Annotated in this window: 11 protein-coding genes and 1 other RNA gene; 3 read left to right on the forward strand and 9 right to left on the reverse strand. The window is 51.3% G+C overall.

Annotation, left to right across the window (positions count from 1 at the left end):
• Positions 1–166: 166 nt before the first annotated feature.
• Positions 167–478 (reverse strand): DUF6363 domain-containing protein, encoded by a 312-nt coding sequence (locus HMPREF1255_RS10160; RefSeq protein ID WP_285113415.1) that lies wholly within the window; start codon positions 476–478, stop codon positions 167–169.
• A 12-nt stretch (positions 479–490) separates the two neighbouring features.
• Between HMPREF1255_RS10160 and HMPREF1255_RS03120 the strand changes: the two genes are divergently transcribed.
• On the forward strand, positions 491–2041 hold the full coding sequence (locus HMPREF1255_RS03120) for a recombinase family protein (RefSeq protein ID WP_051394972.1): 1551 nt from the start codon (positions 491–493) through the stop codon (positions 2039–2041).
• Here the strand turns inward: HMPREF1255_RS03120 and ssrA are convergent.
• From ssrA to prfB, 7 genes are all read right to left on the reverse strand, one after another.
• Positions 2020–2388: a transfer-messenger RNA gene (gene ssrA / locus HMPREF1255_RS09585) on the reverse strand. The genes HMPREF1255_RS03120 and ssrA overlap by 22 nt on opposite strands.
• Before the next feature lie 85 nt (positions 2389–2473).
• A complete protein-coding gene (locus HMPREF1255_RS03125; RefSeq protein ID WP_024110881.1) occupies positions 2474–4321 on the reverse strand; it encodes a DUF2207 domain-containing protein in 1848 nt (615 codons plus the stop codon).
• Complete coding sequence (gene smpB, locus HMPREF1255_RS03130; protein ID WP_024110538.1) at positions 4318–4794, reverse strand: SsrA-binding protein SmpB; 477 nt, start codon at positions 4792–4794, stop codon at positions 4318–4320. Before smpB ends, HMPREF1255_RS03125 begins: the two co-directional genes overlap by 4 nt.
• Positions 4795–4971: 177 nt before the next feature.
• Positions 4972–6303: a M23 family metallopeptidase gene (locus HMPREF1255_RS09365; protein WP_024110986.1), complete on the reverse strand. Its 1332-nt coding sequence runs from the start codon at positions 6301–6303 to the stop codon at positions 4972–4974.
• 27 nt (positions 6304–6330) lie between these two features.
• Positions 6331–7245, reverse strand: coding sequence for a permease-like cell division protein FtsX (gene ftsX / locus HMPREF1255_RS03140; RefSeq protein WP_016455869.1), 915 nt, complete (start codon positions 7243–7245; stop codon positions 6331–6333).
• Between the two features lie 21 nt (positions 7246–7266).
• Positions 7267–7953: a cell division ATP-binding protein FtsE gene (gene ftsE / locus HMPREF1255_RS03145; protein WP_024110868.1), complete on the reverse strand. Its 687-nt coding sequence runs from the start codon at positions 7951–7953 to the stop codon at positions 7267–7269.
• 60 nt (positions 7954–8013) lie between these two features.
• Entirely contained in the window at positions 8014–9123 is a 1110-nt protein-coding gene (gene prfB / locus HMPREF1255_RS03150; protein ID WP_016455867.1) for a peptide chain release factor 2, read from the reverse strand.
• Positions 9124–9225: 102 nt separating this feature from the next.
• Here prfB and HMPREF1255_RS03155 point away from each other — a divergent pair, with 102 nt between their 5' ends.
• Positions 9226–9693, forward strand: coding sequence for a GatB/YqeY domain-containing protein (locus tag HMPREF1255_RS03155; RefSeq protein ID WP_016455866.1), 468 nt, complete (start codon positions 9226–9228; stop codon positions 9691–9693).
• A 65-nt stretch (positions 9694–9758) separates the two neighbouring features.
• Positions 9759–11972, forward strand: a complete 2214-nt coding sequence (locus HMPREF1255_RS03160; RefSeq protein ID WP_024110600.1) for an NADP-dependent isocitrate dehydrogenase — start codon at positions 9759–9761, stop codon at positions 11970–11972.
• Here HMPREF1255_RS03160 and HMPREF1255_RS03165 read toward each other — a convergent pair.
• Complete coding sequence (locus tag HMPREF1255_RS03165) at positions 11969–13297, reverse strand: MATE family efflux transporter (protein ID WP_024110770.1); 1329 nt, start codon at positions 13295–13297, stop codon at positions 11969–11971. The genes HMPREF1255_RS03160 and HMPREF1255_RS03165 overlap by 4 nt on opposite strands.
• Positions 13298–13441: the final 144 nt, after the last annotated feature.

A 13441-nucleotide genomic window follows, 5' to 3' on the forward strand; every position in this document is an offset into this window, starting at 1 on the left:
TTCACTTTATCATAATAGCCTTGTGTTCAGATTCTGCAATTTCGCCCTACATCCCATTCAAAATCCCACGCGGAGGAATCCTAGTATGCGAAAGTTTTAGGCGTTCATCGCGGGATTTAAGTCAGGCAGACCCGCTCTAATTACATCCCTAAGAACTCTTTGACCTTTAGGAGTTCCCTCGCATCTGTTCGTATCCGGCGGCGAAGCTTTCTTCCAGTTTCTCGGGATTATCTTCAAAATTCGCCACCCCCATATGCTGCGGATAAAACACATAAGCCTTTCCCTCGGACTCCAAACGGTCTAGTTCGGCTCGGGTTCGGTTGTAATTTATAGGGCGTTCAATAAGACTCTGAGCTGCCTGCGGGTACCGCTCTAGCAAGCAGCGGTACGCCAAATCAGGTAGGCGATTTTCTTTCACGTATTCCCGCGGTCGGGTCAATAAAACCAGGAACTTTTCGTAACCATCTGCCTGCGCCACGTCCAAAGGAATATGGTAGTTGCCTACTACCGCTATTCGTCTGCGAGCCAAAACGAGGCATCCACTGATCAGCAGCGTGAGATGGTGAAGCGTTGGGCAGATTCTGAGGATTTAGAGGTTGTTCAGGAGTACTACGACGCGGCTATGAGTGGCACGACTGCTGATAGGCCGGGTTACCAGCAGATACTGGCAGAGCTGCCAACAATCAAACCGGCGTATGTTGCTGCCTGGAAGAATGACAGGTTGGCTCGCGATTATGTTGAGCTGGCGCTGGCTAAGCGAAAGATACGCGCGGTCGGTGCGCAAATTAAATATATCGAAGGGATTTCACCCACAGACTCGCCTGACTCAATTCTTGTAGAGGCGATTAATGACTCATTCGCCCAGTACTACTCCGTTCAACTAGCAGCGAACATCAGGCGAGGCATTAACTACAATTATGAGCACGGCTTATATAACGGCAAAAAGATTTTTGGTTACACCGTAGATGCTGAAAAGCACTACATACCAGATCCGGAAACAGCACCTTTCGTCAAACAAGCTTTCGATGAGTACGCCTCCGGTGTGCGGATGACTACTATCGCTGATCGGCTTAATGCCCAGGGTGTAAGAACCATACGAGGCAATAAGTTCACAGCAAAAACAGTGAACGCGATGCTCAAGAAAAGAGCTTACATTGGCGAGTACTACAGCAAACTAAAGGCGATTCCTGGTGGTATGCCACAGCTAGTAGATGACGAGACCTTCGAGGAGGTTCAGCGTCGCATGACGATAAATAAGCGCCGTGTCGCTAGAACAAAGACTCAGCTGAGCGCCTTGGGTGATGATGCACCCGACTATTGGCTGACGGGTCGCATGTACTGCCGTGAATGCGGTGCGTCGATGCAGGGTGTGTCAGGCACGTCAAAAACCGGCAAAAAACACCACTACTACTACTGCTCTAACCAAAGAAAAAAGAAGTGTTCAACAAGGCCGGTTCGTAAAACACAGATTGAGGAAAAAGTAACAAGAATAATCGAAGATTTCCTTGACGATACCGAGATGCTGGCGTCTTTAGCTGTTGATCTTGCTGCCTACTACAAGGAGTCTCACTCCCGTGGTGACGAGAAACTGCGTGCGCTAGAAGCCCGCCGCAAAGAGGGCGAGATCAAACTCGGTAATTTCGCTAAAGCCATCGCCCAGGGCATTTTTAACGACACCACAGCCGAAGCGATGCAGACGCTAGAAGAGCAGAAACGCGAGCTGGACAGCGCTATCCAAACAGAGCATGTCAAGGCCGCTCTGCTTGAAGATGAGGCCAGCATCGGGTCTTTCTACAAGAAGTACGCCGAAGCCACTCTTGACTCACAAGAAACAAGAGATCAGCTTTTCGAATATTTCGTAGACAAGATTTTTGTTGATGGTGATGAGGTCGTAGTCGTGACACGTTACTACGACACGCTGGAGACCTTCGATCTTGAAGAGCTAGAAGAAGCTCTCCAAGACGAGGCTCCAGTGCGGGAACTGCGAATCTATGGAAAAGAGTTCGACAGTTCCCACTCAGGTGGAGGTGGCGAGAATTGAACTCGCGTCCTGACAAGGCAGTCCAGGTTTTCTCCGGGCGCAGCCGACGTTTTCGGGATTCTCGGCTTCTGCACTCATGTCGGCAAGTTGCAGCCAAGCCTAGCTTGATAAAAGTCCCGCACGCCGCCTCAAGCAAAAGACGTGCAGCAAGCCTTCTAAACGAGGCCAGGAACCGGACGGAAGGCTACATCCGGGCTGACCCTTCGATCACTACAATTAGGCAGCGAGAGCGAAGTCAGTGCGATTGTTGGCACTTATTGTTTTCCAAGGAACGTTAACGAGTCGACCTTGGCTTCTCGGCCCGCTTCTCCTAGAGCTACTCTCCCCAGTCGAAACCAGTCACCCCCATTTGGGGTAAATCCCCTCTTCAGTTTTCAAACAACTAACGCCATTGCGCCGTCGAATATTTGATTTTACCAAGCGAGGCGACAACTACCAACTACTCATGCTTGATCCACCGCCGCCACCACCGGAGAACCCACCAGAGAATCCGGAGCCGCCCCCAAAGCCAGAGCTGTCGGTTTGGACGGGCTCAGGTGAGGAAGCCTTTTGAACGCTAGAAGCCATCCTCGACCAAGAATTCAAATACATCATGTCGTAGAAGTTTGGCCCATAGTACCAATAAGGAACCGTATCTGGTAGTCGTCCCATCTGGATCAACTGCTTGCAAACGTTGGTCCAACGGTCAGCAACACCGAACACAATGGCCCAAGGCAGATATTGACTGAATATGTCTTGACCTTCTTCAAATCGGAGTTGATCCGCCTCTGCTTTTGAAAGGTATTCGCGGAAACCTATGACTTGATCGGTAAGCGCCCTGCCTGTGGCAGTTCTAGTTCCGCGCTTTGTCTTACGCCTTGCCCAGATGATTGCGATTACTACCGGTATCAGCAAAGCCAAAGAGAACAAAGTCGCTCCGTTAATCAACGCGCTCAACGCGGAGATTCCGCTGAAACCAGTAAAAACTACGATCAAAGGAAGAAGAGCACCCACATTTATCGACCCGGCAGAAAAACTCGAGCTCAGACGTTTGAATAGACCCTCATTCTGCAGACCATTTGTAACGTCCTTTTTCAATTGATTGTGCCCTGACTCAAGCTCGCCATAGTCGTCGAGCCTAGCTTCGTCGCCAGAATGATACTTGAAGATGGAATCCAATAGACGTTGTTCATATGGCAAAACCAAATCTTCACTTTGACTCTTGCGAACAGTCATACCGCCATCGTTAGCGTCTGCTTTGATCTGGATATGTCCCCTAACAGCAAGCGAGACCAAAGTTGCTGTAGTTTCTCGAGAATTGAAGACGCCATCTTCGAGAACCCCAGCGTAGGCAACCGGAAGCTTCGGGGGCGTGAAGAAAACGGGAATCTTGGTTTTACCGTCGTCTAAAATCTTTGGAGCGTTCTCCGGGTCAGGCGGAATGTTACCGGGTGCGACGCCCTCGAACCGTTCATCCCTGCGACGCTTTACGTATCTGTTAGCGACTAATCCACAAGCAACTCCAGCGCCCACCATGCCCGCTGCCGCTAAACCAGCATCTCGGAGCATCTCCTGTTTCTTTTGAATCGCTTTATTCTCCACAAGAATCGGCTCAACGTTGCTTACCGCACCAGGCTTCAACCCAGCAACGATAGTAAAAATATTTCCGCTGGTTTGTGGAGACTGTGCGAAAACAGCAGTTCCGTCTTCAATACGAGAAGACTGACATTCAGAGTCGCTTTTTACCGGGCCAGAAAAGCACGCGACTTTTTGCACACCCTGAGGAGCATTAACCATAATTTGGAGATTTTTGATTGTGGGCACCGAAGAGGTCAAGACATCCCAGTAGAGTTGTTCATCGCCGTCTGAGGTGCGAAGCGCGCCATGTAATTCGTACGAAAAGTTATATGTTGCGGTCGGCGTGAATACCGTACGATCTGGGCTACCTATCCGATAGCGAACTTGTTCTTCTCGGCTGGCGGTATCGACCTTTTCCTTGCTCACCTCAGCAGAAGCGTCCGGGCTGGTCACCTTCATGTTTTCTAACTTGAAAACGGCATCGCTTTCATCATCCCAGGCTTCGCGTACTACGAAATCTCTGTTGATTCCATGCCTGCCAGATTCACTTCCGAAACGCCATACGATCGTCTCATTAACTTCCACAACACCGTCCTCACGAACGTTGTAAGTGCCTGTGAAAGAATCGATTACGTCATCGCTAGCATGCGCCGAAGGAGAAAACCCCAGGCACCCCAGCATTATTAACAGTGAGACGGAAAGGAGTCTGGCGATTTTCTTCATCGACCTTGCTTTCTTCTGATGGAAAGTTCTCGTTCAACGTCACGTTTCATGTCTCGAGCGGCGATAGTCTGACGCTTATCCCACTCTTTCTTGCCCGTACCGACGGCGATCTCCACTTTGGCGTAACCATCTTTGAAATAAATGGAAAGTGGAACCAACGTCCTGCCTGAATCGGCAATTGCCCTCTCCAGCCTATGAATTTGTTTTTTGTGAAGCAGGAGTTTGCGTTTGCGCTTCGCTGCATGGTTATTGAAAGTGCCAAATTCGTACTCAGGAATGTGAACATTTCTGAGCCACACCTGACCGCCATCGACAGTTGCGAACCCGTCGGCCAAAGAAGCACGACCAGCGCGCAAAGACTTAACCTCGGTGCCGGTAAGGACCATTCCGGCCTCTACCTTCTCACCTATGTTGTAGTCGTGCAGGGCCTTTTTATTGCGCGCAACAACCTTTTCGCCTTTTTCTCTGGGCACTATCATTCCCTCGCGGTGTTAGCTGGATGTCAGTATCTAGCTTACGGCACCAACGAAAACGAAAAATGGTCCCCACAATCAATAAAAGAAAAAGCTTAAAGACTCTCTTATTAAAATTAATGCCCCTTGCGCATTAGCTAGAACATCTAGCCATCCACAAGGGGCAATGCCAATGTTTTATAGATAAGGAGCTGCGTCGGTAATCTGTCCGTTTACCCAAAGCTCAAAGTCAAGGTGGCATCCGGTCGAATACCCGGTCGTGCCCACATAACCGATCACTTGGCCCCTGATGACTGACTGACCTACCCCAACTACGAAACTAGTCGCATGGTTATAAGCCGCGGTCATGCGGTTCCCTCCGACCACACCGTGATCAATGACGACTCGGTTACCGTATCCCCCAGAATATGCGGTAGGCACATACTTAACGACCACTCCTGATTCTGCGGCATAGATAGGAGCACCACAAGGGGCACCAATATCAGTTCCCGTATGAAGCATGCTGTATTTGAGGATCGGGTGGAATCGCCATCCAAAAGGCGAAGTGTAAGGTCCGTTAGCGGGTTTAAATAGCCTGCCACTCCTGCTAGGTGCGGGCGCTGGTGCCGGGCGAGCAGCCTGGCTCTGCTGCTGAGCCTTAGCGGCCTGTTCTGCCTGACGAGCTGCTTCGATTTGGGCGGCTCTTCTCTCAGCTGCAGCGTCGCGAGCATTGATCTGCTGAGTAACCTGGTTCATCTGAGCCTGCATGGAATCGCGATTAGAGATTGCTTGATTAACCGCCTGCTTAGCACTAGCTTCGGCCTGCTCGTTGGCGGCCACGAGTTCGTTGACCTTAGTCTTCGCGTTCTGGGCAGCGAGGCTTGCTGCCTTCTTGGTTTCAACCTGCTGAGCAGCACTATCACGAAGCTGTCGCGCTTGATTCTCGGCAACAGCCTTATCTTCTTGCGCCTTCTGGTTGTCCAGCTGCATCTGTGTTAGTCGCTTAATCTCGCCAACGTTGCTGTTGTAGAGAGTTTGTGCCCACTGGACTCGAGAGTTGATGTCCGATGTGTTGCCGTTTTCACTGAGCAACATACCGATGCTTAGCAACGCAGTATTTTGCTGATGCATGGTACGCATCTCGGCAGCAGCCTTATTACGCTGCTCGTCGATAGCTTTCTTGCCCTTGGTTATCTTCTCATTCTGCTCATTAAGCTGCGCCTCTGCAGCCCCAAGTTCTTTAGCTCGTTGCTGTTCGGCGTCGTTTGCTTGAGACAAATCGGCTTCTGCTTTAGCAAGAACTGCTTGCGCATCTGCCAGTTCGCTGCGGGACGAAGCTAACAGCTTCGATGCTTGGTCCAGCTTTTCGTTGGAGTAATTGATGCTCGAGTTTGCTTCGTTAATACGCCCAGCCAACTGATATTTCTTGGCATCAAGTTCATCGGCGTCGGCGGGCACTGCCAGAGAGAAGCACGTGGCGAATGTGATTGCACCCACCATGCACTTCAGCGCTTTTTGATTTAACGCCACTACTATCACTCCAACGTTTCATGCCGGTCACACCTTCAGGTAGCGCCGGGTTACGAATAACGTTGGAATAATAGAGAGCACCACGCCTAATAAAGCAACCGATCCGACGGCCAACCAGGCGTCGCTCCACGTAATCCAGGGTAAAGCCTTAATTGAGACTTTAGCTTTCTGATCAATTAAGAAGTAGTAGGTAGCAAGCAGCGAAATACCCGAAATAGTTATCGCTATGAGGCCTGCAAACAACGCCTCAAGCAGGAACGGCAACAAGATATAAGAGTTCGATGCGCCCACCAAACGCATGATCCCGATTTCCTTGCGTCTGGTGAACGCACTCATCGTGATCGTGTTACCGATTTGGAGCATAGCTGCAACCAGCAAGAGCCCGGACATCCCCAGTGTGCCCCACTTAAGCCCGTTCAAAACACTGAAAACAGGGTCCAGGACCTCGTGCATGTCGAGCACATTCTGAACTCCAGGCAATTTTTCTGCCTCTGCGACCACTCCCTGATAATTCTGCGGATCCACCAGCTTTAACCGGAAAGAGTCCTGCATTTGTTCGACGGTTAGGCTATCCAACAAAGGAGAATCGGCATAGGTGCGACGGTATTCGTCATAAGCATCCTGCTTCGACTCATAGAAAACCTGCTCAACCTGCGGGTTAGCTTCGAGCCTTTCCCGAATCAGGTCTCGTTGCACCTGAGAGGTGTCTTGACCAGGCTCACAATTACCGCCAGCCGTGCTGCCCGCACTGTCTTTAGCGCACAAGTACACCGAGATCTCAATTTTGTCGTACCAGCGTCCCTTGACGCGGTCCACCTCGGCAAAGGTCAATACAGAAAGACCAAAAAGGGTTAATGAAACGGTCATGGTTACTATGACCGAAATGGTCATCGAGAGGTTTCTCTTAAGACCAGACCAGGTTTCGCGGAGTGTGTAACGCATTATTTTCCTTTCGAAACTGGCTTACGCCGTGCCGTAGACGCCGCGCGCCTGGTCGCGGATGAGTTTGCCGTCTTCAAGTTCGAGAACCCTACGTCGCATTTGGTCGACGATGGTCGAGTCGTGCGTAGCCATGATGACGGTGGTGTTACGCCTATTTATTCGATCGAGGAGCTTCATGATACCAACGCTCGTTTGGGGATCGAGGTTGCCAGTGGGCTCGTCAGCGATCAAGATTTTCGGATCGTTTACCACCGCTCGCGCGATAGCAGTGCGTTGCTGTTCGCCACCCGAGAGCTCTTCCGGGAGTCGGTCGTCTTTGCCGCTAAGCCCAACTAGCTGAAGGGTATCGGCAACCTTCTCATCGATTTCTGCCGGTGGCCTGCCCAAAACCTGAAGACCGAAAGCAATATTTTCAGCCACGGTTTTCCCCGGAAGCAGACGGAAGTCTTGGAACACCGCGCCAATCTGGCGACGCAACGCCGGAACCTTCCACTGGTGAAGCTTGCCGAGGTCTTTTCCTAGCACAAACACCCGTCCAGAAGTTGGCCTGTGCTCGCGAATAATCATCCGCAGAAAAGTGGACTTGCCGGATCCAGAAGCCCCAACAAGGAAAACAAACTCGCCTTTTTCTATCTCTGCGCTAACGCGACTCAGCGCAGGCTCCGTTTGGCCTGGGTAGACCTTGGAGACATCTTCAAACGTGATCACTTTTGAAGGCTAACCTAACGATTTAACCAACTGGCGACATACACGCCTAAGCGGGAATTCTTATGCGTTTTCCTGCTGACGACGCCACCGGATCCCAGCCTCAATGAATTCGTCGATCTCTCCATCGAACACTGCATCGGTGTTACCGGTCTCGTAATTTGTGCGGTGGTCTTTAACCATTTGATATGGGTGTGTGACGTATGAGCGCATCTGGGAGCCCCAAGAATTGCCACCATCGCCCTTTAGGGCAGCCATTTCGGCCTCCCTTTCCTGACGGGCTCGCTCTAACAGGCGAGCTTGAAGAACTCGCATAGCGGCAGCCCTGTTCTGGATCTGGCTCTTCTCGTTTTGGCAGCTAACAACTATTCCGGTTGGCAGGTGAGTAATTCTAACCGCAGAGTCGGTGGTGTTAACCGACTGGCCGCCGGGCCCGGAACTGCGGAAGACATCGATTCTGATGTCCTGTTCGGGAATGTCGATGTGGTCGGTTTCTTCAACTACCGGCAGGACGTCGACACCCGCGAATGAAGTTTGCCGACGCGCCTGGTTATCGAAGGGACTAATCCTAACCAGCCTGTGAGTGCCCTGCTCTACACCCAACGTGCCGTATGCGTAGGGAGCCTTTACCGCAAATGTGGCGGACTTAATTCCGGCCTCTTCGGCGTAGCTGATGTCATAGACCTCGACCGAGTAGCCGTTGCGTTCGGCCCAGCGTTGGTACATCCTAAGCAGCATTGAGGCGAAATCTGCTGCATCTACGCCTCCGGCTTCGGAACGAATCGTCACGAGTGCATCTCGCTCGTCGTATTCCCCGTTTAAAAGTGTGCGAACCTCAAGAGCGTCGATTTCTTTGCTCAGGGCGGTTACTTCTTTGCTAGCTTCGGACGCAGCTTCTTCGTCGGCTTCCTCTGAAGCCAACTCAATGAGCACCTGGACGTCTTCCAAGCGACCACGCAATTTCTCTACCCTCTCGACCTCTGATTGAAGCCGCGACAGCTTGCTAGTGACCTGTTGTGCGTTTTCTTGGTCGTCCCAAAGATCGGGTGCAGCGGCTTGCTTCTCAAGGTCGTGAATTTGATTTTTCTTTGATTCAACGTCGACGACCGCCTCGATAGAGCGCATGGAATGCTCGAGGTCTGGAAGCTTTTCAAGAAGATCTGCGATAGCCACGACAAACAAGTCTACTGCACCAGTGCAACGTGCTGACTAAGCGAAGCAGGAAAATTGTCGTTGCTTAGTGCCAATATAGAAATAAAACAATAAGGAGAAGACATGGGTACCCTTAAAACTCAGCTAAAGAAAGACCTGACCGCCGCGATGAAAGCGAAGGACGAGCTTGCCAAATCGACTATTCGGATGGCCCTGGCCGCCTTCCTGAACGCGGAGGTTTCGGGCTCTGGAAAGCACGAACTTTCCGATGCCGAAGAATTGAAGATTCTGACTAAAGAGGTTAAGGCTCGCGAAGAGTCCGCTCAGACTTATATCGATGCGGGAAGGCCAGAGCTAGCAGAGTCGGAAACTGCTGAAGCAGAGTTCTTACACCGCTACCTACCCAAGCAGCTAAGCGAAGATGAACTGGCGAAATTGGTCGACGAAGCAGTCGCAGCTGCGGAGGCTGAGCTAGGCGAAAAGCCCACCATGCGTCAGATGGGATCCATCGTAAAGGCCGTAAACGAAAAGGCTGCTGGCGCCGCAGATGGCAAGACCGTCGCCACGATGGTTCGCTCCCGACTGAGCTAATAAAAGATGTTATCTTAACGTCAAGATATCCGATCTGATCTTTTCGGCTGAAAAGGAAGTGTTTCATGCCCATCATCTACACGAAAACGGACGAGGCTCCCGCGCTAGCCACTGCCTCACTGTTACCGATTATCGAGGCCTTCACGAAGAAGGCCGGAGTAGATATCGAGGTAAGCGACATTTCTTTAGCCGCACGCATCCTTGCTGCTCTCAAAGAGTGGTTACCAGCCGAAGATCAGGTCGTGGACGCACTGGGCAAACTTAGCGAGCTTACACACAGCCCCGATGCGAACATAATTAAACTGCCGAACATATCTGCTTCTATTCCCCAGCTAAAGGCAGCAATCGCTGAGCTTCAAGATAAGGGCTTTTCGGTGCCCGATTACCCCGACGAGCCAGTTAGCGACGAACAGGAACGAATAAAGAAAGCCTACGATTCGGTAAAGGGATCAGCGGTGAATCCCGTGCTTAGACAGGGTAATTCCGATCGTCGCGCTCCCCTTGCCATCAAGAATTATGTTCGCAAGCATCCCCACGAGATGAAGCCTTTTGCTAGTGACAGCTTGACGAATGTCGCAACGATGCAGGACGAGGACTTCGCCCATAACGAAAAAACATTCGTCTCTAACAGAGATCAAATCCTGACTGTTCAGCTCAAACAGAGTGACGGAACCGTGGTCTCGTTACGGGACGATCTTCGCCTTGCAAAGGGCGAGATTTTCGATGCCACAGTTCTGAACTCGGCAAAATTAGACGAATTCCTTAAAGAGTGCGTTGTCCGGGCAAAATCGCAGGATCTGCTGTATTCGATTCACCTGAAGGCAACCATGATGAAGGTAAGCGATCCGATAATTTTCGGCCACGCAGTAAGAACCTTCTTTGAGCCAGTTTTTGAAGAATACGCGAAGCAGCTTGCCGACGCCGGAGCTCGTCCGATCGATGGTTTGGCTCAGGTGCTTGCCTCCTTAGAAAATCTCGAATCTTCTGAACGCGAAGAGATTAAGCGAGCTTTCGCCGAATCGCTAGAGTCCGGGCCACGTCTTGCGATGGTCGATTCCGATAGAGGCATCACGAATTTGCACGTGCCCAGCGACGTGATCATCGACGCTTCGCTGCCCGCCATGATTAAAGCGGGCGGCAAAATGTGGAATTCCGATGGCAACCTTCAGGACACGCTGGCCGTCATCCCTGATAGCTCTTACGCGGGTGTTTACCAGACTGTTCTTGACGACTGCAGAAATTTTGGCGCTTACCAGCCCGAAAAACTCGGCACCGTTCAAAATGTTGGTTTGATGGCGATGGCTGCGGAGGAGTATGGCAGCCACGACAAGACATTCGAAATTCCTGCTGACGGTGTGGTTCAGGTAGTTAACGACAGCAGTGAGCTGTTGCTCGAGCACGTTGTAAAAGCTGGAGACATCTGGCGTGGCTGCCAAACCAAGCGCGTAGCCGTCGAGGATTGGGTAAAGCTAGCAGTAAACAGGGCCAGGACGACAGGAATGCCAGCCATATTTTGGCTGGACCAGGATAGGTCTCACGACGCCAAACTGATTGAGTTGGTAAACGAATTCTTACCAAACTACGACACCGTCGGCCTCGAAATAAAGATTCTGGACCCGGTCTCGGCGACGAGATATACCCTCCAGCGACTGCGTAACGGAGAAAACACAATCGCCGTAACCGGAAACGTTTTGAGGGACTACCTCACCGACCTTTTCCCGATCATCGAGGTGGGCACTTCTGCGAAGATGCTTTCCATAGTCCCTTTGCTGCACGGCGGCGGAATGTTTGAGACCGGTGCTGGTGGCTCGGCCCCTAAACATGTCCAGCAGTTTGTTTCAGAAGGACACCTCAGGTGGGACTCGCTTGGCGAATTTATGGCGCTGGGCGCATCCCTAGAGCAGTACGGAGAGTCAAACGGGAACGAAAAGGCAAATATTCTTGCCGAGACCCTAGACAAGGCAATACAGAGCCTGCTCGAAGACGATTGCTCACCGAGTAGGACTGTCGGAGAAATCGACAACCCAGAAAGTCATTTTCACCTTGCTAAAAGATGGGCACGCGAACTCTCCGCACAAGACGAAAACGCAGAGTTGTCGAGAGTTTTTTCGCCACTAGCAGAAAGACTCTCTTCGGACAGCGAACGGATTGTCTCGGAGTTTCGACAGGCGCAAGGTTCAACTGAGGACCTTGGCGGATATTATCTTCCTGCTCACGATAAATTAAGTTCTGCCATGCGTCCCAGCAAGACACTAAACCGAATTATTGAAAGCTTTTAGTCGCCCACTCGAATCCATTTATTGCTGCGCTGGCGAATCCAGAGCGTAACGGCTCTGAGCGCCATATACCATCCACCGTAGGCGATCCACAGCCAAACCAGCCCTGGGTTAGCCTGCAGGCCCAACCAGATCCACAAAACGATGGCGGGGATGAAGCAAAGCAGATTGAATGCGCTGACTTTAGCCAGATAAACGGTATCTCCTGCGCCCATCAACACCCCGTCCAGCACGTAAACATAGCCAGCCAGTGGCTGACAGATAACGACCACCAGCAGCGTAACGCTAATAGCACCCTGAACGTCTACGTCTGGTGAAAAAAGTTTAGGTAACAGCCACGAACAAGCTAGGACTAATGCGGCTGCACCCGTCCCACCAAACACGCCCCAACGAGTCATCTGCCTGGTGGCGCTTCGTACATATTTCACGTCACCGGCGCCTAAGTATTTTCCGGTTATAGATTGGGCCGCGATTGCAACCGCATCGAGTCCGTTAGCCAGCAAATTCCACAGGTTCAGAACGATCTGATGCGCTGCAAGCTGCGTGGTGCCGAGTTTCGCTGCGCACGCAGAAAGCATCAACATCCCGATTCTCATGGCCAATGTTCTGACCAGAATCGGCACTCCCCCGCGCCATGCGCTAGCTACACCACTCATTTCTGGGCGCAGACTGATCTGATGTTGAATGGCTTTCTTCCAAACAATAGAAACGAGTATTACTGCCATCAGGTATTGAGCGACGACGGTTCCGACAGCGGCACCAACCACTCCCCAACCGGCGGTAAAAACTAGAACTACAGATAACGGAACATTCACGACCGCAGCGAGCAAAGAGACAAGGAGCGGCGTCCTCGTATCTTGAAGCCCCCTGATCACGCCAGTTGCTGCCTGGACAGAAAGCATGGCAGGCAACCCAATCGCGCTGACCGCAAGATACTTCGTGCCTTCAGAAATAACCGATGGCTCCGCAGCAAAGAGTCCAAGTATCCAGCCTCCGAATGAAGCCGTCAAAGTTGCGACCGCTATGCCGATGAAAATAGCTAGCCAGATTGCGTCTACTCCAGCCTTTAGACCGTTAGCGAGTTTTCCTGCGCCAAGCGCCCTAGCCGTGGCCGCAGTGGTCGAGTAAGCCAAAAAAACGCAGAGCCCGACTATCGTCAATAAAACTGTTTGCGCTAACCCAAGTCCGGCGAGTGAATCAGTCGACCAGTGGCCCACGATTGCCGAATCGGCAAGGAGCAAAACAGGTTGTACGAGCAAAGCGCCAAGAGTAGGAACCGCGAGACGCAAAATTTCTTTCGCTGCGGTCGGCTTCCTGGCTTCATTCATAACTTGGACCTCTGGAATAAAAATAGGTTTCTACTCACGATTTACGAAAATGACTTTCTAAAGCAAGAATTTTTTACCCGGTATAAATAAATGCGGGTTAAATTCCCGCAAAAAACTTGACAGGAAATCTTTGGGAACGATTAA

The sequence above is a fragment of the Propionimicrobium sp. BV2F7 genome (genome assembly GCF_000510445.1).
In the GTDB taxonomy this organism is placed as follows: Bacteria; Actinomycetota; Actinomycetes; order Propionibacteriales; family Propionibacteriaceae; genus Propionimicrobium; species Propionimicrobium lymphophilum.